Origin of the sequence: Pseudoduganella sp. SL102 (genome assembly GCF_027856995.1) — a bacterium.
Classification (GTDB): domain Bacteria; phylum Pseudomonadota; class Gammaproteobacteria; order Burkholderiales; family Burkholderiaceae_D; genus Rugamonas; species Rugamonas albidiflava.
In genome coordinates, this window is record NZ_CP115554.1 from 1,712,076 (window position 1) to 1,731,680 (window position 19,605).

15 protein-coding genes are annotated in these 19,605 nt (G+C 59.0%); 9 read left to right on the top strand and 6 right to left on the bottom strand.

Annotated elements, in window-relative coordinates; all coding sequences use genetic code 11:
• Positions 1-21 precede the first annotated feature (21 nt).
• From OU994_RS07325 to OU994_RS07340, 4 genes are all read right to left on the bottom strand, one after another.
• Entirely contained in the window at positions 22-1,491 is a 1,470-nt protein-coding gene (locus OU994_RS07325; RefSeq protein WP_281610211.1) for an aldehyde dehydrogenase family protein, read from the bottom strand.
• A gap of 140 nt (positions 1,492-1,631) precedes the next feature.
• On the bottom strand, positions 1,632-2,246 hold the full coding sequence (locus tag OU994_RS07330; RefSeq protein WP_281610212.1) for a TetR/AcrR family transcriptional regulator: 615 nt from the start codon (positions 2,244-2,246) through the stop codon (positions 1,632-1,634).
• 63 nt (positions 2,247-2,309) lie between these two features.
• Positions 2,310-3,068, bottom strand: coding sequence for an alpha/beta fold hydrolase (locus OU994_RS07335; RefSeq protein WP_281610213.1), 759 nt, complete (start codon positions 3,066-3,068; stop codon positions 2,310-2,312).
• A gap of 121 nt (positions 3,069-3,189) precedes the next feature.
• Complete coding sequence (locus OU994_RS07340; protein ID WP_281610214.1) at positions 3,190-3,870, bottom strand: type 1 glutamine amidotransferase domain-containing protein; 681 nt, start codon at positions 3,868-3,870, stop codon at positions 3,190-3,192.
• A gap of 625 nt (positions 3,871-4,495) precedes the next feature.
• Between OU994_RS07340 and OU994_RS07345 the strand changes: the two genes are divergently transcribed.
• The 7 genes from OU994_RS07345 to OU994_RS07375 all read left to right on the top strand — a co-directional run bounded on the left by OU994_RS07345 (position 4,496) and on the right by OU994_RS07375 (position 9,893).
• Positions 4,496-5,062, top strand: a complete 567-nt coding sequence (locus tag OU994_RS07345) for a hypothetical protein (protein WP_281610215.1) — start codon at positions 4,496-4,498, stop codon at positions 5,060-5,062.
• Between the two features lie 91 nt (positions 5,063-5,153).
• Positions 5,154-5,603: a hypothetical protein gene (locus OU994_RS07350; protein ID WP_281610216.1), complete on the top strand. Its 450-nt coding sequence runs from the start codon at positions 5,154-5,156 to the stop codon at positions 5,601-5,603.
• Between the two features lie 371 nt (positions 5,604-5,974).
• Positions 5,975-6,670: a metallophosphoesterase gene (locus tag OU994_RS07355; RefSeq protein WP_281610217.1), complete on the top strand. Its 696-nt coding sequence runs from the start codon at positions 5,975-5,977 to the stop codon at positions 6,668-6,670.
• Positions 6,671-7,032: 362 nt separating this feature from the next.
• Positions 7,033-7,338: a hypothetical protein gene (locus OU994_RS07360; RefSeq protein WP_281610218.1), complete on the top strand. Its 306-nt coding sequence runs from the start codon at positions 7,033-7,035 to the stop codon at positions 7,336-7,338.
• A gap of 138 nt (positions 7,339-7,476) precedes the next feature.
• Positions 7,477-8,481, top strand: coding sequence for a YafY family protein (locus tag OU994_RS07365; RefSeq protein ID WP_281610219.1), 1,005 nt, complete (start codon positions 7,477-7,479; stop codon positions 8,479-8,481).
• Between the two features lie 174 nt (positions 8,482-8,655).
• Complete coding sequence (locus tag OU994_RS07370) at positions 8,656-9,231, top strand: hypothetical protein (protein ID WP_281610220.1); 576 nt, start codon at positions 8,656-8,658, stop codon at positions 9,229-9,231.
• Positions 9,232-9,248: 17 nt separating this feature from the next.
• Complete coding sequence (locus OU994_RS07375) at positions 9,249-9,893, top strand: SGNH/GDSL hydrolase family protein (RefSeq protein WP_281610221.1); 645 nt, start codon at positions 9,249-9,251, stop codon at positions 9,891-9,893.
• Between the two features lie 16 nt (positions 9,894-9,909).
• Here the strand turns inward: OU994_RS07375 and OU994_RS07380 are convergent, their stop codons facing one another.
• Both OU994_RS07380 and OU994_RS07385 read right to left on the bottom strand, forming a co-directional pair.
• On the bottom strand, positions 9,910-11,019 hold the full coding sequence (locus OU994_RS07380) for a hypothetical protein (protein ID WP_281610222.1): 1,110 nt from the start codon (positions 11,017-11,019) through the stop codon (positions 9,910-9,912).
• An 18-nt stretch (positions 11,020-11,037) separates the two neighbouring features.
• Positions 11,038-13,137, bottom strand: a complete 2,100-nt coding sequence (locus OU994_RS07385; RefSeq protein ID WP_281610223.1) for an AAA family ATPase — start codon at positions 13,135-13,137, stop codon at positions 11,038-11,040.
• A gap of 271 nt (positions 13,138-13,408) precedes the next feature.
• On the opposite strand from OU994_RS07385, the gene OU994_RS07390 reads away from it, so the two are divergent.
• Together OU994_RS07390 and OU994_RS07395 are read left to right on the top strand one after the other, a co-directional pair.
• Entirely contained in the window at positions 13,409-16,123 is a 2,715-nt protein-coding gene (locus tag OU994_RS07390) for a PD-(D/E)XK nuclease family protein (RefSeq protein ID WP_281610224.1), read from the top strand.
• A gap of 1 nt (position 16,124) precedes the next feature.
• Positions 16,125-19,568: an exodeoxyribonuclease V subunit beta gene (locus OU994_RS07395; RefSeq protein WP_281610225.1), complete on the top strand. Its 3,444-nt coding sequence runs from the start codon at positions 16,125-16,127 to the stop codon at positions 19,566-19,568.
• Positions 19,569-19,605: the final 37 nt, after the last annotated feature.

The window sequence follows — 19,605 nt, forward strand, 5'->3', positions numbered from 1 at the left end:
GGACGAAATCGATGGACGGCATCAGGACCGGGATTTGTGGATCAGGACGGTCTTGGGATTGGTGAACAGCTGCCGCCCTTCGCTGCCGTGCTCCGTGCCGAGGCCGGACTGCTTGTGGCCGCCGAACGGGATGTCCACGCCCTGGGTATGGATTTCATTGACCCACACCATGCCGGTCTCGAGACGGTTGGCGACGGCGACGGCGGCCCGCGTGTCGCGGCCCCACACCGAACCGCCCAGGCCGAAGGGGCTGGCGTTGGCGCGTTCGACCACGTCGTCGATGTCGTCATAGGCGACGATCGGCACGATCGGGGCGAACTGTTCTTCCTGCACGATCATCGAGTCCTCCGGCGGGTTGTCGACCACGGTGACCGGGATGAAATATCCTGGACGGCCGGGATCCACTTCGCCACCCAGCGCGACCTTGTAGCCCCTGGCCTTGATGTCGTCGAGGAAGGTCCTGACCTTCTCGAACTGCATGCGGTTCTGCACCGGCCCCACGGTGACTTCCGGATCCAGGCCATCGCCCAGTTTCTGCCGGCGCGCATAGGCGACGAAGGCGTCGACGAAGCGCGCGTGGTACGAACGGTGCACGTAGAGCCGCTTGATGCCCACGCACCACTGGCCCGAGTTGCCCACGGCACCCCAGAACAGCTGGGGCACGATCGACTCCCAGTCGGCATCGGGCATGACGATGGCCGCGTCGTTGCCGCCCAGTTCCAGCGTGACGCGCTTCATCGTTCCGGCCGCCGAGCGGATCACGTGCTTGCCGGTGGCCGTGGAGCCCGTGAAGCTGATCTTGGCGATGTCCGGATGCGCCGTCATGTGCGGCCCCAGTTCATCGTTTCCGGACACCACCGACAGCACGCCCGGCGGCAGGACCGACTGTGCGATCTGGCCGAAGCGCAGCGAGGTCAGCGGCGTGAAGGGCGACGGCTTGATCACCATCGTATTGCCGGTGATGAGCGCGGGTGCGACCTTCCACAAGGCCAGCAGCACGGGAAAATTCCACGGCGTGATGGCGCCGATGACGCCGAGCGGCGTGTGGTGCAGTTCGACGACATGGCTGTCGGTTTCCTCGACGATCTCCACGGGGATGCGGCGCGCGGCGATCTGGCGGATCCAGGAGATGGCCTGGTCGACTTCGGGCTCGGCCATGGTCTTCAGCGGCTTGCCCTGTTCCAGCACGAGCAGGCGGGCCAGTTCGTCGCGGTGCGCGGCGAGTGCGTCGGCATAGGCTTCCAGGTATTGCTGGCGCCGGTCGTAGCCGATCGTGGACCAGGACTCGAACGCGGTTCGCGCGGCGGCAATGGCGTCGTCGAGCTGGGCGATGCTCGCGGCAGGTGCCTGGGCCAGCGGCTTGCCGGTGGCGGGATTGAACACGTCGAAACTGGCCTCGGCCGTTACGAGCTGGCCGCCGATGCCGAGGTAGTAGGGACCGTCGAACAGCGGAACAGTTTGGGTGGTACGAATGGAGGTTGCGATGGACATGACGTTCTTTCTTTTGTCTGGATCAGCCGGATGAATTAGACCGGTCGACTAGTGCATGGGTTTAAAAAAACACTTCGCGGGAAGTGTTGGAACTGGCCCGCCTCTCGGGCCAGCTTATTGGTTGAAACTGGGCAGCTTGGTTATCCAGATGAGTGATCCAGATGCAGCATCTGGCGCGTGACCGCCATGGCCGAATCGAACGGTGCGGTACCGCGCACGATCTTGACCATGACACTGGCACCGAGCCACAGCTGGTACAGGCTTTCGGCGATCCGCTTCGGGCTGTCGTCGACCGCCAGCGAACCTTCCGCCACGCCCTGTTCGATGGCATCGGCCAGCTTCGCGATGATCGCCGAAGTTCCCTGGTTCAGCACGGTGCGCATCGCTTCGGACAGGTCGGCCACTTCCGCGGCGAGCTTGACCGCCAGGCACTTGCCCTGGCAATCCAGGAAGGACTGGTTGTCGCGCCACATGTCGAAATAGTCCAGCAGGCGTTTTGCCATAGTCACGCCGGGCTGGCCCATCACCGTGTCGATGTCGGCCAGGTAGTCTTCGAAGTAGCTCGACAGTAATGCCTCGCCGAAGGCATCCTTCGAACCGAAGTAGTGGTAGAAGGAGCCTTTCGGCACCTTTGCTTCCGTCAGGATCTCGTTCAATCCGACGGCCGAGAACCCCTTGCCGGACATGATGCGCTGCCCGACCGCAAGGATATTGTCGCGGACGTCGGACGATTCGTTGGTATGTGCTTTAGCCATGGGAGCACTATACGTTTAAATAGACCAGTCGTCTAGGGTGGGGCCGAAATAGTTCGGGTTTGCTCATTTGCCGGCCGCGGCCGCTGCCTGTTCGATCACCCTGGCCACTTTCTCGGGATGCGCGATGAAGGCGACGTGGCTGCCATCGATCTCGACGGTCTTGCTGCCGGCGCGTTTCGCCATCGTGCGTTCCAGTTCAGGACTGACGGTACGGTCGGCCGTGGAAATGATCGCCCAGCTCGGTTTGCTCCGCCATGCCGCCTGCGACACGGCCGTGGTTGCCGCCTGGACCGCCGGCATGACCTGGGAATACGCCATGAACCGGGCGTCGGCCGCCGGCAGGTCCGCCGCGAAATCGGCATGGAAGCGGGCGGGATCGAAGTACAGGTGCCCATCCGCCGTGGCCTGGATACCCTTGGTGGCCGGCGCAATGCGGTCGGCCAGGTCCTTCAGGCTTTCACCGGCATCGGGCAGGAACGCGGCGACGTACACCAGGCCCGCGACCTTCGGATGGTTGCCCGCTTCCGTGATCACCACGCCGCCATAGCTGTGGCCGACCAGGATGCTGTTCCCCTGCCGGGCATCGATCGCCCGCGTCGTCGCTGTCACGTCGTCGGCCAGCGAGGTTTCCGGCTGTTGCACGACGGTGACGTTGAAACCGTCGCGAGTGAGGATGTCGGCCACGCCTTTCCAGCCGGAGCCGTCGGCGAAGAAGCCGTGCACCAGCACGACGTTCTTGACGGGGGCGGGTGCGGCGGCCTGCGCGCCGACGGCGGCGAACGACAGGGCGAGTGCGGTAACGATGCGGTTCAGTTTGTTCATGATGAGGCTCCAGGAAAGTGAGGGATGACGGAATGCTTCAAGACGCTTGGGTCGTACAGGGACGCTGCCGGATGCTGGCGCGGCGCCTTCACCGGGAAGGGCGCCCCGCCGCATCGGCGCATCAGGCCAGTTGCTCGAGCAGCAGCGCCGCGGCTTCGGCCGACGAGGCCGGGTTCTGGCCGGTGATCAGCAAGCCGTCGCGGACCACGTACGAACCCCAGTCCGGACCGCTGGAATACATACCGCCCTTGGCCTTCAGCTCATCCTCGACGAGGAACGGCACCACGTTGGTCAGGCCCACGCCTTCTTCTTCGGTATTGGTGAAGCCGGTCACTTTCTTGCCTTCGACCAGCGGACGGCCGGCCGGCGTCGTCACGTGGCGCAGCACGCCGGGCGCATGGCAGACCAGGGCGACCGGCTTGGCCGCGGCCAGGAACGATTCGATCAGCGCGATCGAATGGCGGTCTTCCGCCAGGTCCCACAGCGGGCCGTGGCCGCCCGGGTAGAACACGGTGTCGAACTGGCCCTGGTCGACGCTGTCCAGGCGCAGCGTGGAAGCCAGCTGCGCGTTGGCGGCAGCATCGGCTTCGAAGCGGCGCGTCAGGTCGGTCTGGAACGATGGCTCATTGCTTTTCGGGTCCAGCGGCGGCTGGCCACCCAGCGGCGAAGCCAGCACGACTTCGACGCCGGCATCCTTGAAGGCGTAGTAGGGCGCGGCCAGCTCTTCGAGCCAGAAGCCGGTCTTGCGGCCGGTGTTGCCGAGTTGATCGTGGGACGTGAGAACCATCAGGACTTTTTTCATGGTGTTACTCCAATAAGTTAGATTTGAATTAGACCGGTCGTCTTGGGTTGAGGCAAGCTCGACCGGGTGTTGTCATGGGTGCGGATCGCTTGTTTGCTGCACCCATGGAGACAAGATAACAGTAAGTAGACCGGTCGTCTAGAATTATTTTAAGTTTTTTTGTGGGGTAGGGATCGGTGGATGGGAAGGGTGCTGGCGCCCGGAACGGAGGTGGTGCGAAGTGTGATGAAAAGTTGGAGGCGCGAGCAGGCGGAGATGAGAAGGCAACTGACGCTGCTCCGTGCAGACTGCGGTTGAGTGCCGTGGAGCTTTCGTTCGTCAGGGATGAATCCGGCTTCAGACGTGTTCTTTGAGTAAAAAGGCAAGAAGCGATTCAAGTTGCTATCACAAGCTATCGGACCGCACTGCCTCGCTACGCTAGCGCGCTAGCATTGGATCGGCGTTAGGCGTAGCATAAAGTCTTGCGCTACAACGCCACTCGTTACTCTATCTCTGATGAAATTTTTTCGACAGTTTATCGAAGCACAGATGCTACAGTTGTTCGGAGTAATTCCGAATAAGCATGTAGATGGAAAATAAAAACTTGTAGTTCTGATCAATAGTTCGAAGGCAGAAGGGATAAGAAATGCATGATTATTTTTATTTGAGGTTTCCCCTCCAGCTCAGGAGGCTACGATTTGAGACGACCCCAAGGCATATCGATGAGATTTTCCGTTTGGATAGCGCGCAGTTTTTTGGAGGTGAAGATTGGCAACGAGTTGAAGAAGATTTGTCAGGTATTCCGGGAGTGGATCGCGCACGTTTCATCCTTTCCCTATTCATGATTGTTGTCACGGATCAAACACTGTACACGTATAACGCCAAGACATACGACACGTGGAGAGATGCAACACGGTATCCGAAATTTGGCTGGTTCGGATATGATGTGCATTACGGGAATCCGCTGAAACTTTTGTGGGCGCCCGAGAATGCAGAGCTCATCGATGCCCCAGCCGTTATCGCCGAGATACCGGCGTTCGTTGATTTCTTCGTCACTGAAACTGAGCGTGTGGTCATCGCGAACGGTTATGCCTCGAATCTCAACATCCATTTTGCCAATATGCGGAACGATCCTGCCTGGGCTTTTAACAGAGGCATAGTAGTTCCTGCCTTTAAAGCGGCACTCGATGCGCGATTTCCGCCCCAAATTTGAACGAAAGGCCACCTTGGCATTCTGCTCATTAATTTCGACATTTAACGTAAATGATCCTAGGTCATAAGGCGTAACTGACCTGAGTGCGAAGATGAGTACCATTTTTCCCGACTGCTTGCACATCAACGCGGCCATATACAAGATCGACGTACACCCCCTTGAAGATTACCTAGTGCTGTTGCCAGTGCAACCTCCAAGGCGGGTGACACCATTTACCTCGACGGGCTATGTAGCGACATGGGAAATTCACGAGGGCATCATGTACCTGGTGGAGATCACTTCGGAACCCCATGCAGCATTGTTCTCGAGAATGCCCCGTCCGGTGGCTGCCTCTTGGTACAGCGGTTTCATCCATGGTAGGCGCGGAAATCATCGCTACACCGGCTATCCTCCACGCAAATTCTGCGACGATGAAATCGTTCTCGAGATCAATGCGGGAATCGTTATGCGTGAATGGCTACTGGACCTGCGAGCCGTTCCTGATCAATCAAATGCAGAACAGCGTCAGTCTCTTCCGTCGTTTTTACTCAAAAGCACGTGATTCAACAAGCGAATGGGGCGGATCTGTATGTTCCATGCTCTTTGGGAGAGCTTTGTTGCACTGTTTGTGCGCCTGACTGGATCACCAGGCGGCGCTGAACTTTCGAAGGCCCAAAGGCAGCGTGTCCTAATACGGTAGTTTCACCTCAGTATCAGTGCCCGATGCGACACTAGCTGTCGCATCGGGTTTCATAATTGGTCTTACGGCGCATGAGCATCCCGATGCTCATGCAGGCACCCGTTCCGGTAGCGTGGGAGCGTCGGCAGCAGTCATAGGGCCAGATGTGGCTGGTCTATTGGCGACCCGATGCTGGCGCAACAAGCACTGCAACGCTTGCGTTCTAGAATATTTCACAGCAGATACTTTCTTATATGACCTCTTTCGTTCGACGCGTGAATGCGAATCAAGTCGGCCGTGATTTTGTCGTGGGCGACGTTCACGGTTGTTTTAGTGAATTGCAGGCAGAGCTGGATCGACTCAAGTTCAATGGTGACGTTGATCGCCTGTTCAGTGTCGGCGATCTGGTCGACCGTGGTCCTGAGTCAGCAGCGGTCGCCGAATGGCTAACCCGGCCTTGGTTTTACGCTGTACGCGGCAATCATGAGCAGATGGCACTGGACTATCTCGTCGGCGACCTGGATTACCTGGACTATCAACAAAATGGTGGCGCCTGGTTCTTGGAGCTTGATCTCCCGAACCAGGAGAGCATTGCTGCCCAGTTCGATGCACTTCCTGTAGTTCTGGAAATAGAAACCTGGTCAGGCCTGGTTGGCATTGTGCATGGTGACTGTCCATTTGCGTCGTGGGAAGCGTTAATTTGGGAATTGGAAAGCGATGATGCACCCCAGGTCGCTGATACTTGTCTTTACAGCCGCAAGCGTATCACCGAGATGGATGACTCTGGCGTGGCGGGCGTGTCCAAAATATTTGTCGGGCACACGCCCGTGCCGAGGCCAATCGTGCTTGGAAACGTACACTACATCGATACAGGTGCAGTGTTCGGCAATCGCCTGACAATCGCCAGATTAAATGGTGGGACTCCACGAGGGCACCGCAACCTGCTGTAGTCCAGTAGCTTCCCAAGTGGTTACTAGTGCTTTTAATGATCAGCCATATGGTTCGTCTTCATTTTCAGAGTATAAGCAGCCAGTATGCTAAGCTACTTCGCAAAGCCAAGTTTATCCAGGAAGAAACTGGCGAAATCGATTTAACCTGCGTGGTGATGAGCTTGCCGGGATGGTATTGCTGTATTTGGGGAGGCTGGGGTCGATAGGGTCACGGATACGCATTATTTCGTTCTTTGAATTTTAGCGGATCATGCAGTACAGCGCCGTGGATAAAAGCCGTGGTGTTTACGTTAGTCTGGAAGGCAGCATTTATTGTCTAGGTTAGGCGTTGTCTTCGATGCCTGCATTATGGAAGGAAAGTTATGAAAGCTATTCATTTCATCGAAAAGATCAACAAGGTAAAGCGAATCTCCGATACGCCGTTGATCTATGAAACTGGGGACTGGGACGTGTCAGAGGCGGCAGCCTCGGCGTTGATTGGTGGCGACCTCTACCTCCATACTGCACAAAATGAACCTTCTCATTTCGGCGGCCGCATCCTGGGTTATCGCGTGTTGTCAACGGAACCGGTAGGGCGCATCGTATTCCAGATCGCGCCAACAATGGATCACAAAGGTGTGCGTGCAGGAAGAGGGGGATGGCGTAACGAGCAAAAGCGTGATAAGTAGAAATTTTTGAGTGGCGATAACCAGATACAGTCCTGGTGCACCGAACTTTCAATTGCCTACTCCCAGATCTCGCATGATCCAGGTGTACACTGGTAAGCCGCTTTGATCGTGCCATCCGTGTTCTGAAAATAGACAATCTTGACAGCTAACTTAACGCTTCTCCGTCACTGGACGATGCTCCGCCTCATACCGCGAGCGCCTGCCAAGATCGCCGTCAGGGATTTGCAGCGGCAGCTTTGCGATGCGGATTTCAAGGTAACTACGCGTACCGTCCAACGTGACCTGGTCGAGTTATCGACTCTGTTTCCGCTGATATCCGACGACCGGGAAAAACCGTATGGCTGGAGTTGGCAACGCGAGGCATCCAGCTTCGACCTTCCAGGACTGTCAATTCCTGACGCGCTGACGCTGACGCTGGTCGAGCAACATCTTGGCAACCACCTTCCTCCTGCAGCACTGGACGCATTGCAGCCCCAATTTCGCTCCGCAGCACGAGTGCTCAACGCCATGGAGCAATCAGCCGGTTCAAAGGCCTGGCTTGGCAAGGTGCGCACGATAGCCCCGCTGCAGCCTCTGCAGGCCCCAGCGCTTGATGAACATTGTCAACGCACTGTTTACCAGGCCTTGATGAAAGACCTCCAACTCAAGTTAAGTTATAAGAAGCGGGATGCGGAGGTTGTAACGGTTTACCCCGTTGTCCATCCCCTGGCGATCGTACAGCGCGGCGGAATCATCTATCTGGTGTGCACCTTCGCGGAATACAAAGACGTACGCACGCTTGCCTTGCATCGCGTTAAACAGGCTGAACTCATTTACACGTCTGCAAGACGAAGCCCGGACTTCGACCTGGATGCTTTTATCGCCTCTGGCGCCTTCGGTTTCCTGACCGGCCCCCCTATCGTCTTGCGTGCGACATTCCAACGCCCTGTAGGCGAGCATCTTTTCGAAACACCGTTATCGTCTGACCAGGTACTCGAAGTGCAGGACGACGGGTCGATTCATTTGACAGCGACCGTTGCCTCTACACGTACGCTTGTTTTCTGGCTCACTGGTTTTGGCGCGGCCGTCGAGGTACATCGCCCGGCGAAGCTTCGCGCTGAGTTGAAAGCAATTGCAATCGCCATGGCGGCAAACTATGCCTAGCTGATCGCCTTGCGACACATATTGTCGCGTCCCGGCGTAAGCTGCGGAGGTCGTCAGCAGCATACATGGCGGTGGAACAGTTTGGGCACGTACTGAGATTGTTCACGGGTGGGACGAAATATTCCCCTACGAAGATGCTGTTAGATTCGCACGCGTTCAAACCAAGGAGTGATCATGACCATTTTTCGCGCCGTACCACGTGCTGCATACAAAGCTGAGAAAGTTCACACGCGGTATCCCGGCGCTCGCCTGCCGGGAAATGTCCCGTATTTTGTCGATAATATGTGGGAATTCACGCGGCCAGAGGATAAACCTTCGCGGCGCCACGCGGTATATGCCAGCCCGACTGCCGCACTGGCCCTGGATGGCGCGGCTGGCGTCGGGCAACCGCAAGATGGCTTCATCGCATGCCGCGTTGAATGCCGCACTTCACCAAAGACGTTTCAATTGTCGGTGGTGGATGCGCGTTACCACCCCGATGTCAAAAGACTGCAGAGAGTGGTCCACGACAGGCTCGGGGGGCATCCCCACATCGGGCTTGAAAGCAAGCTCGCCCTGGCGCCACTTTTCCTGCCTGGAGTGACCCGCGATGAGTTGAGGAGCGCAATGGAAGGAAATACCGAGCTTGACGGTTTGGTAAAGGAACTTGCGGCCCTTGTCACCCTGTGGACGGATACGCCCGACACCGCTGTTGGCGAACTGTTCTTCGAGATCGACGAAGACAATTCCTATACCTTGCACCAGATCTAGACTTTTTGGGGTTTTGCATGCGTCATATTTTTCTGCTGGGCGACTCGATCTTCGACAACGTCTCATACGTGTCACCGGGATGTGAAGTCCAGGCGCAATTGCAGGCGCTGCTGGGGGAGGGCCATCGTGTCATTCTGCTTGCACGCGATGGCGACGTGCTGGAGGACATGCGGACGAAGGTAAGTCGCTTGGTTGGCATGCCGGCCGAGTCCACGCACGTCGTCGTAAGTTGCGGTGGCAATAACGTCCTGGGGCTGATCGGACACATGCAATCGAGTGTCAAGTCAGTTCTCGAGGCCACCGAAATGCTGGCGTCATGGCAAGCCGACTTTCGCATCGAGTACCAGCGTATGCTCGGTCAAGTACTGGCACTGGGCTTGCCAGTAGCGATTTCAACCATCTATGACGGTGTGCCGGGTCTCTCATCGGGCCTGCGCACCGCATTGGCTGTATTTAACGATGTAATCCTGCGCGAAGCAGCAGAAAGAGGACTGCCTTTGCTCGATCTTCGACTGGTCTGTAACGACCCCGGCGATTACTCACCGGTTTCGCCAATCGAACCTTCCCAGCAGGGCGGGCGCAAAATCGCAGCTGCGATCGCTGAATTAGTGCGCTCGCAGGCTGCGCAGCGGACGGTCGTATTCGGCCGAGGCAGAGATTGAGAGCTGCAGATGCCGTCTACCTCCTGGTTACGCGGACCCACTCTCCAAGCCGGATTTCTTCTGTGACGTACATCATCGTGCCGCGCAGGCGGAACTGCGCCAATCCACCAGCAGTGACGATCTCAAGCGTCCCTTCGTGACCAGTAAATCGATGACGGACCTTATCCCATCGTGCAAAACCGGTTTCCTCTTCCAGTGAATACGCCTCGATTTCATCGATCTGCTTGCGAAGAGAATTAAGCTCGTCTTCCGCCTGCATCCGGTCCTGGCGAAGCTGCTCCATTTGCTCCTTCAGGGAACGGGTTCGACGGTAAACAATCGCCTGCTGTTCGGGTTTCATCGCGCCCGCGCGGCGCAGTGCGGTCTTACGGGAGCGGAGCTGTGCGATCAGCGCATCGCTCTCGGTAGGGAAAGTAGGTAAAAGTTGAATGTCCAGGCATTCTTGGTCCAGGCGGCCCCGCTCCACCAAAGTCTCCATGGCCTGTACGTCTCTCATCAGGCTGCGCCTGGTCGCCGGATCAATCTGCATGGTTTGCCAGTTGCCATTGTCGTCCGTACTGCCGATCACATAGGCCATGAGGAATTCGAATTCGCCCGCATCGCCGATGCTTTCCCGATGGCGTGCAAAATACAAATTGTCTCCGCTGGTTATTTCGCAATCAGGAACCGTGGAGGGATTGAATAGCGGGCCGTCGAACCGTATGACGAGGAAAGTGATTCCGTTCACCATGTTCAGGCCCACTACTGCCTGATTGTCCTCCCAGAATGCGTCAACTGGATCGCCATCCGCGCGCGCAGGATGGGCAAGTGAATTGCGGATTGCATCGAGCGAAAGCAGGCGTCTTGTCATTTTCGATAAGCTTGCGATAGCGCTTGGTTTAGGACCCGAATGCGAGATATTGGCAAGATGAAAAAGATCGCTGACAATCGGCGCCGCATTGGCAGCTATGGCTGCCGCTTGGGCCGGGCTGGCCTTGCATAGCGCCCAATATCGGTCGATTTCAGCTCGGCGAGCTCTTTCGGCCTCCGCCAGCATGCGGTCGGCCTCGCGGCTCGAAAGTTCCGTAATCTGGCGCGCACAACTTGATGGCGAAGGAGTGCAATCTGGAGGCGTATCGTTTCGCATGGCTTTGCCTCCACACCCTTAGGGCAGGAATCCGATTGCCGAAGACACCGGCGATTTCAGCATGCATTCCTGCATGAGTGCCTGGACGAAAGCCGCCGCCGACATGACCGGGCGGAAGCGATTCTGGCGGACCACGGCCGCGAAATCGCCAGGGGTAAGATTACGCAGCGAGCGCAACTTGCCGAGTTCAGCCGCCGTCGCGGGCTCGAGCTTGAGGCTGGCGAGGTAACGTGCAAGCAGCAGTGCCGCCTGATCCGGCAACAGGAAATCGAAGCAGACTTTCAGGTCGAACCTGCGCAGCGCAGCGGGATCGAGGCCAGACATCAAGTTGGTCGACGCGATGAACACACCGGAATATGCCTCCATCCGCGTCAGCATTTCGTTGACCATCGTGACTTCCCAGGACTGGCGCGCATGGGCACGGTCCTGCAGAAAACTGTCGACTTCGTCGATGAGCAGCAGGGCGCTTTCGCTTTCGGCCCGGCGAAATGCGGCGGCAATATTCTTTTCGCTTTCGCCCACCCATTTCGATACCAGGTCGGACGCGGTATAGAGCAAAAGTGGCATCCCCAGCCGTTCGGCCAGCCAGCGGCCATAGGCAGTCTTCCCGGTGCCGGGAGGACCATACAGGCAAAGCCTGGCTGCACGCGTTGCGGCAAGTCCCTCGGCAAGCTGCAGCATGTCAGTGCCTGCATTGAGCAGCGCGGCGTCATACTCGAGCGGCAGGCGTGCTGCATCGCCTTGCTTCAACGACGCGAGTCCCTGGGCTTCGAGCGACTGGTCGATCAGAAACTCGACGGCGCGCGCCGCAGATGCGGAATCGATACGCCCGCCAATGGTGCGCACCACGTTGGCCGCGCGGCTGACGACCGCAGGTGCCAGCTGCTGCGAGGACGCGACGCGGCGCACGGCAGTGTCGTCCAGCATGCCGGCGCAGGCATGACGCACGATCCGTTCGCGCTGCTTGCGCGGTGGCACCGGCATTTCGATGACCATATCGAAACGCCGCAGGAAGGCAGGATCGATGCCGTCGATCGTGTTGGACAACCACAGCGCCGGGACATCATTCTGCTCCAGCGTGCGATTGAGCCAGGCCTTGCGCTTTTGCGCCGTGCTCTTGCGGCCAAACACACGGTCGCCATCGTTAAAGACATCTTCCACTTCATCGAACAGGATCATGGCCTTGCGCTGCGAGAAAAAACTCTGCGCGGCGCGGAAAGCACGAAGGCGCCGTTCTCCCAGCACCGGATCGCCATCGGTGTCTTCGCTGGCGACTTCAAACAACTGGCATTCCAATGCTTGAGCCATCGCGCGCGCCAGTTCGCTCTTGCCGGTGCCCGGGGTACCATGCAGGAAAATATTGACGCCCACTCGTTCAGTGAGCAGTGCCTGCTCGAGATATGGCTTCAACAGGGCAAGGGACTCTGCGAGATGCTCGTAGTCGGCCAGGTCGAGCAGTGCCGGCGAGCTGGGGCTGACCATGTCCTTCAACAGGGCCATTGGGTCTGCTTCTTCGCCCAGGATCATGTCCGCAAAACTGTCGGAGAGCAGATCCAGTTTGCTGCGCAGGGAGCCGCTGCTTCCCCGGTCGATCGCCAGCAGGCCGGAGCGGGCCAGCAGGCCTTGCGAGCTGAGCGCACTTTGCACGCAGCGGCGGTCGAGAGCCAGGATGGTAGCCAGTGCGTCGATAACCTTCAGCGAGTTGAGCCGTCCAAGGGTGTCAGCGCAGTCGTCGAGTACCCGGTCATGGTGGATCGTCGCGGCGAACTCGAGGATGCGACAGTCGATCTCCGACAATCCGACCAGCTGGGAAAGCCGTGCCATGTTGGCACGCAATCCGGGAGACGGTGCAAGGCGCGCCGCACGTGCTTCCGCATCGACATGCAATTCCCGCAACTGGGTGCGAACGGCAGCGCTGTCAAAATCGAGCTCATCGTTGTCCAGCCAGTCTCCTACGCCGATAAAACGGGCTACCGTGTCCTCCGAAAAGCCATTCCGCATGACAAAGTCTTTATGACCGGACAAGGGGACGAGGATGCGCAACATCCAGAGCTCGCTGATCGAATCAATCTCCTTGACCGGGGAAGGGTTGGAAGCACTGCGGCGGCGGGTTTTCATAGAGCATCTCCTTAAGAGATACTCATCATACGGAGGGGTGCGACCGGTTGTGTCGCACCAGGCCGTCCGGGATGAGGACGTCCATGCTTTCGTGGGTGTAGATAAGCTGATAAAAAAGGTGTGTCGCGACTGCAACGGCAAGGGGCGAATAGACAGGTAATCGGGCCGCCTGGCCGGTTTCCGGGTCACACGAATAGACAAACCAAAATGCCTTGGCCATACTTTCTGTGCGGCAATCACTTCAGCTTCTTCTCGTCAAGTCTTCCACCCCATGACAAGTCCAATCATCCTTTGTGCCACGAACCGGCTTGCCCAGACCTTGCGTTCGGCAATTCCGGAACATGCTGCTGCGGTATGGAACACGCCTCAGGCCTTTGCACTCGAAGCCTGGATGGATCAGCTTGGTGAGGAAGCCATGCTGTCAGGCGTCATATCGGCGGCAATCCTGCTGGATGCGTTTGCCGAAAAGCTGCTATGGCAGCAGGTTATTGCCGACAGCATCAACCTCGACGATACCCCTCTGTTCGATATCGCGGCGATGGCGGTCAAAGCGGCGGATGCCTATGCCATTGCACGGATATGGGCTCTTGATTCATGGCCAGATGCAATGTCGCGAGAGGCTCAGCTGTTTGCACAGTGGCGCATGGAGTTCCAGCGCAGGCTTGGCGAGAATGGCTGGACCGTTGCCGTCGATCGTCGTGAAGCGGTCGTGGGAGCACTCGAACAGGGCGCGCTGCGTATGCGCTCACGCGTCGTGTTCGCCGGGTTTAATGAGCTAAACCCGCTTCATCAGCGCCTGCGCGCCGCCCTCGATGCGACGATGCTTGCTTCCCCCATGGGAAACCAATCCGCCGGTGCACCAACAGTAATCGCGTTCCAGGATGTCGGCGCTGAATGTCGGGCGGCTGTACGCTGGGCTGGCACTCAGCTGGCAACGAACCCATCATGGCGAATCGGTATTGTCGTTCCCGACCTGAGCAGCGTGCGCGACCATCTTGAACATGAGCTGGAACATGCACTGCACCCCGAGCTGGCAGGCCCGGCATTTGCGGAACATCCACGCCGTTACAACTTTTCACTTGGCCGCGCGCTAGCCGACACGCCGATCGTCGCATGTGCATTGCAGCTGCTCGGCTTTGCCAACGACATGGACGAAATTGAGCAGCCAGTCCTGACCAGCCTGCTGCTGAACCCGTATTGGTCAGACAGCGTGAACGAAACCGATGCGCGTTCGGTACTCGATGCGCAAGTGCGCCGGCGGCTGAGGCGCCATCTCAGCGTTGCACAGGTCGTCACACTCGCCTCCAGGCCGAGTGTACAGGCCAGGCTTGCATGTCCCATGGCACTCCAGCACCTGTCGCAGTTGCTCCACCATGCCGCCATCTGTGCCGGTGAGGCGCGCTTGCCGTCCGAGTGGGCACAGGTCGTGCGCGCTCTGCTGCACGCGGCAGGCTGGGCCGGCAGCGGTGCCCGGGAGTGCCGCACCCTGTCAAGCCATGAATACCAGGCGCGAGAGGCATGGTCCGAGCTGCTCGACCGCTTTGCCCGTGCCGACCAGATCATCGGCGCGCTGCCGTTCTCGCAGGTTCTGGCGCACCTGCACGCGCTATGTGGGGAACGCATGTTTCAACCGCAGACTCGTGGCACGCCATCGGTGCATGTCGTCGGCATGCTCGAGAGCACCGGACTGCATTTCGATGCCCTGTGGGTCATGGGAATGCATGATGGTGCCTGGCCGCCGGCGCCTGCGCCGAATCCCCTGATTCCCGTCGCGCTGCAGCGATCGCACGGCATCCCCAACTCCTGCGCTGCGGTGCAGTTGGCCTATGCACGCACGATCCTGCGCCGCCTGCAATGCCAGGCACCGGTGGTGCACTTTTCATGTGCGCTGATGAACGGCTCGCAGGAATTGCGCCACAGCCCGCTCTTTGTGTTGGCGACCGATGGCCCGACTGCCGCACCAGTAGGAACAACGCCGGCACGGTGGGGCATGGCCCTCGAGTGCCTCGATGACGCGGCCGGTCCGGCACTTCAGGAAAACGAACGTGTACGAGGTGGTGTGTCGTTGCTGCGCGCGCAGGCGGTCTGCCCGGCATGGGCGTTTTACCAGTACCGTCTCGGCGCTGCCGCACTGGAACGGCCGCAAGCGGGACTAGGAGCGCAAGAACGGGGGACGCTTGTGCACGACGCCCTCGAGTGGTTCTGGAACCAGGTGGACAGCAGGCAGGCATTGGCGGATCTGGCAGCCGCCCCGGGGGCACTTGACCTCCAAATCCATGCCGCGGTCATTGCGAGCCTGGAAGCATACGAGGCCCGCTCGGACGCGATGCCGGCTGGTGCGCGCGAACTGGAAGTGCTGCGTTTGACCCGGCTGCTGCGTGAGTGGTTGCAAGCGGAAATATGCCGCGCGGATTTTGTCGTTCTCGAGTGCGAGCGCGAACTCAAGCACCAGATTGGCCCGGTGGCGCTGACATTGCGGATCGATCGGATTGACCAACAGGACGGCAAGCTCGTCGTCATCGATTACAAAACCGGAACTCCCGGGAGTATCCATACCTGGGCTGCGACGCGCATCATCGAACCCCAGTTGCCCATTTATGCGCTTGCCCTGTCGAACACGACGCCGACAGTGCAAATCGGGGCGCTGGTCTATGGCAAAGTGCGCCTGGGGGAATCGCGATTCCTGGGCCTGAGCGCTACCGATAACTTCGTCGACCGCGTGCGCGGCATGCACCATGTGCGCGGCGCGCCGTTTGCTGCGTTTGCTGACTGGGAAGCGTTGCAGGTGCACTGGCAGGAGCGCATCGAAGCGGTGGCTGACGAGTTCGCGCGCGGGATGGCCGGCGTCAGTATCGACGGTATGAACGGGCTGGACTACTGCGAAGTACTGCCACTCCTGCGCCTGTCCGAACGCGAAGCGTACCGGATGGGGCTATTGAACGAGCCCGTTGGCCATGGCAATCAGCCGTCACGACAGGAATTCTGAGATGCACAATGCACGCTTTACCCCGGCGCTCGAAGAAGATGCACGCGCGCGCCACCGTGCGCTCGACCCCGAGTCTTTCATTGTCCAGGCACCGGCCGGCTCGGGGAAAACCGAACTGCTGACCCAGCGATTCCTGGCGCTGCTGGCCCGCGTCGACCATCCCGAAGAGGTAGTTGCCTTGACCTTTACGAACAAGGCCGCCGGCGAGATGCGCAGCAGGATCGTGGCCAGCCTGGGGATGGCAGCAACCCGGCCGCGGCCTGGCGATGAGCTACCGCACCGGCAGACAACGTATGACCTGGCGAGCGCTGTGCTCGAGTGTGACCGGGTACGTGGCTGGGACCTGGTCGAGCATCCCGGGCGCCTCAACATCCTGACTATCGACGCCTTGTGCGGCAACCTTGTGCGCCAGATGCCTTACCTGAGCCGTTTCGGCCACCAGCCACAAGTCGAGCCTGACGCCACGCGCTACTACCGAATCGCGGCGGAGGAAACCCTTGCCATGGTAGAGGGGACGGATGCCGATGCCCAGTGTGTCCGCAGCGCCCTGCGTTACTTCCATAACGACACCTTCACTTTGGGTTCAATGCTGGCCAGCATGCTGGCACAGCGCGACCAGTGGCATTGCCACGGAGCGAACGGACAGGACGTACGCACCGGTGCACAGCAGGGCCTGGACGTGCTGGTGGCAAGCATTCTCCGCGAAGGCGCTGATATCCTCGATGCGCCGGTACAAAAGCGGATCATGCCTGCGGCGCGCTTTGCCGCGTCGACAAACAATGAGCTTGCCGCGCTCCTTGACTGGAACGAAGTGCTGACGGGGCAGGCCAGCGAACTGGCGGCGTGGCAGGCGCTCGCGTCGCTGCTTCTGACTTCCGATGGCAAGGTTCGCCGCACGTTGAGACGGCCGGACGGCTTTCCTGCTGGAGATCCACAAGCCAAGGCGATGCGCGATGACCTGCTGCATCTGCTGGGTGAATTGCCAGTTGAGGCGGCGACATGCCTGCATGGACTGCGCAGCCTGCCGCAGCCGAGTGCGATCCAGGACAGCTGGGAGATGGTCGACATAATGGACCGCCTGCTGACGGTGGCCGAAGCCCGCCTCACGCTCGTGTTTCGCCAGGTCGGCGCGGTCGACTTCGTCGCCATTGCGCAGCATGCGCTGGGTGCGCTCGGCACCGAGGATGCACCGACGGATCTGACCCTGGCACTTGAGCACCGCATCTCGCACCTGCTGATCGACGAGTTCCAGGACACCAGCCCCGGGCAGGTCGCGCTGGCTGCGGCGCTGACGCGGGGTTGGCGACCAGGCGACGGACGGACGCTGTTCGTCGTCGGCGACCCGATGCAATCGATCTACCGCTTCCGCAAAGCGGAGGTGGGCCTGTTCCTGGACGTTGCGCGCAAAGGCATCGGAGACATCCGCCTTGAACACCTGCGCTTACATCGAAATAACCGTTCCGATCCTGTCATCGTTGACTGGATCAATGCTGTTTTTCCTTTTGTCTTTCCACAACAGGCAGACGCCCGTGCCGGCGCCGTCAGCTATGCCTCATGCTCGACAGACCGCCCGGCATGTGGCCATGCGAAAGTCAGCGTTCATTCCGTGCATGCGGGTCAAGACGAGGAAGCGCTCGGGAGCGACGAAACCAACCGCATCATTGGTATCATCGAGGCAACGCGCGCTGCTCATCCATTGGCAAGTATTGCCGTTTTGGTTCGGGCCCGCCGCCACCTGAATGATCTGGTAGGCACGATCCGGCAACTTCGCCCTGATCTGCTCTATCAGGCGGTCGAAATAGAGTCTCTCTCAGGCCGCCAGGTCGTCCAGGATCTTCTGTCGCTCACCCACGCCGTGTCGCACCGTGCAGACCGCGTGCATTGGCTGGCGATCCTGCGCGCTCCATGGTGTGGTCTCACACTCCACGACCTGCACTGCCTGGCCGGCGACGATCACGACAGCACGATCTGGCAGCTCATGCATGACGATCGACGTTTTACAACCTTGTCACAGGATGGGCAGCGGCGCCTGCTGCATCTTCGCCTGGTATTGGAGGAGGCCTTCGCCCACCAGGGGCGGCAGCTGCATGCTCGTTGGATCGAGCAAATCTGGCGACACCTTGGCGGCCCGGTTTGCTTAAGCACCGATGCCGACCTGCAGGATGCGAACGCCTATTTCACCTTGTTGGGACAATGCACACGCTCCGGCAACATTGATCTGGAATTGCTGGTTGAACGTGTAGAGAAGCTGTATTCAAGTCCGAATCCCGACGCCGCAGCTCGCCGGGTTCAGTTAATGACGATCCACAGGTCGAAGGGCCTGGAATTCGATTGCGTCATCGTACCGGGACTCGGTCAATCTCCCCGTCCACCGGACAGGCGCCTGATGTTGTGGGAGCGTCTTGATTTACCGACGGCAGGCACGTGCATTATTCCGGCTGTTGTGCCGCCGAAGGCCAGCGAGGACACAGAAGGCGACCCCGGCGCCGGTGATAAGGGAGACCTGGTCTATAAGCTGCTGCAGCGGATGGAGGCCAAACGCGAGTATTTCGAGGCGCAGCGCCTGCTCTACGTGGCAGTGACGCGCGCGCGTCAAAAGCTTTATCTGCTCGGAGCCTTGAAGGAAAAAGGCGGTGAATTCGAGCCGGCAAAGGGGAGCCTGCTGTCGCTGTTATGGCACAGCCCGGCTAAGGAGGCATTTGTACGAGCTGCACTAGCCTCGGTGCCGAACAATATAGAGGTGCCGCAGATTGGCCAGCAGGACGAGTTCGTAGCGCCACTCGTGCGCTTGCACAGTCCAGTGATCGCCGGCCACTCAAAACATCGGAATCACTGCACGCCAAACCCCAGGGCCGGAGCTGTTGTTAAGCTCGACCGTGATAAATCAGACATCTCGCTGGATGCGGCAACGGGTACGCTCGTTCACCGCTACCTTGAAATGATCGCGAACGACGGTTTGGCATTATGGCCGGTAGCACGCTGCGCCGCGCTACAACCGGCTTGCGAAGCCTGGCTGCATAGCCAGGGTTTTTCTCATCAATATGCTATCGAAGGTGCACAACGTGCGCTGCTCGCATTGTGCGCGGTGCTAGAGTCGGACATCGGTAAGTGGATCTTGAGTGAACATCAAGAAGCGCATGCCGAGAAACCGCTGACGAGCCGTCTGCAGGATGATGGTGGACAGGTGAATCACATTGTCGACAGGACGTTTGTGTTTCAAGGCGAGCGCTGGATTATCGACTATAAGACTGTGTGCTGTAATGATGCACATCCACGGGATTTCCTGGAGCGTCATGCTGAGGAGAATTATCGTGGGCAACTGGAACGTTATGCTGCGCTATTTTCCGACGAAGGGCTTAAAGTGCGAGCTGCGATTTTATACGTGATGCAAGGGGAGTTGGTTGAGCTAATGCCCAAGCATAACGTGTCAAAACAGTTGATTTAATACGATTTACACGACAACTATCTTGACGCGCATTGTT

Excerpts from the sequence above, each read along its gene's own strand:
- OU994_RS07335 (WP_281610213.1), bottom strand. The coding sequence starts at position 3,068 with ATGAACAAACTGAACCGCATCGTTACCGCACTCGCCCTGTCGTTCGCC.
- OU994_RS07375 (WP_281610221.1), top strand. The coding sequence starts at position 9,249 with ATGCGTCATATTTTTCTGCTGGGCGACTCGATCTTCGACAACGTCTCA.
- OU994_RS07345 (WP_281610215.1), top strand. The coding sequence starts at position 4,496 with ATGCATGATTATTTTTATTTGAGGTTTCCCCTCCAGCTCAGGAGGCTA.
- OU994_RS07355 (WP_281610217.1), top strand. The coding sequence starts at position 5,975 with ATGACCTCTTTCGTTCGACGCGTGAATGCGAATCAAGTCGGCCGTGAT.
- OU994_RS07350 (WP_281610216.1), top strand. The coding sequence starts at position 5,154 with ATGAGTACCATTTTTCCCGACTGCTTGCACATCAACGCGGCCATATAC.
- OU994_RS07360 (WP_281610218.1), top strand. The coding sequence starts at position 7,033 with ATGAAAGCTATTCATTTCATCGAAAAGATCAACAAGGTAAAGCGAATC.
- OU994_RS07380 (WP_281610222.1), bottom strand. The coding sequence starts at position 11,019 with ATGCGAAACGATACGCCTCCAGATTGCACTCCTTCGCCATCAAGTTGT.
- OU994_RS07340 (WP_281610214.1), bottom strand. The coding sequence starts at position 3,870 with ATGAAAAAAGTCCTGATGGTTCTCACGTCCCACGATCAACTCGGCAAC.
- OU994_RS07325 (WP_281610211.1), bottom strand. The coding sequence starts at position 1,491 with ATGTCCATCGCAACCTCCATTCGTACCACCCAAACTGTTCCGCTGTTC.
- OU994_RS07385 (WP_281610223.1), bottom strand. The coding sequence starts at position 13,137 with ATGAAAACCCGCCGCCGCAGTGCTTCCAACCCTTCCCCGGTCAAGGAG.
- OU994_RS07330 (WP_281610212.1), bottom strand. The coding sequence starts at position 2,246 with ATGGCTAAAGCACATACCAACGAATCGTCCGACGTCCGCGACAATATC.
- OU994_RS07395 (WP_281610225.1), top strand. The coding sequence starts at position 16,125 with ATGCACAATGCACGCTTTACCCCGGCGCTCGAAGAAGATGCACGCGCG.
- OU994_RS07370 (WP_281610220.1), top strand. The coding sequence starts at position 8,656 with ATGACCATTTTTCGCGCCGTACCACGTGCTGCATACAAAGCTGAGAAA.
- OU994_RS07390 (WP_281610224.1), top strand. The coding sequence starts at position 13,409 with ATGACAAGTCCAATCATCCTTTGTGCCACGAACCGGCTTGCCCAGACC.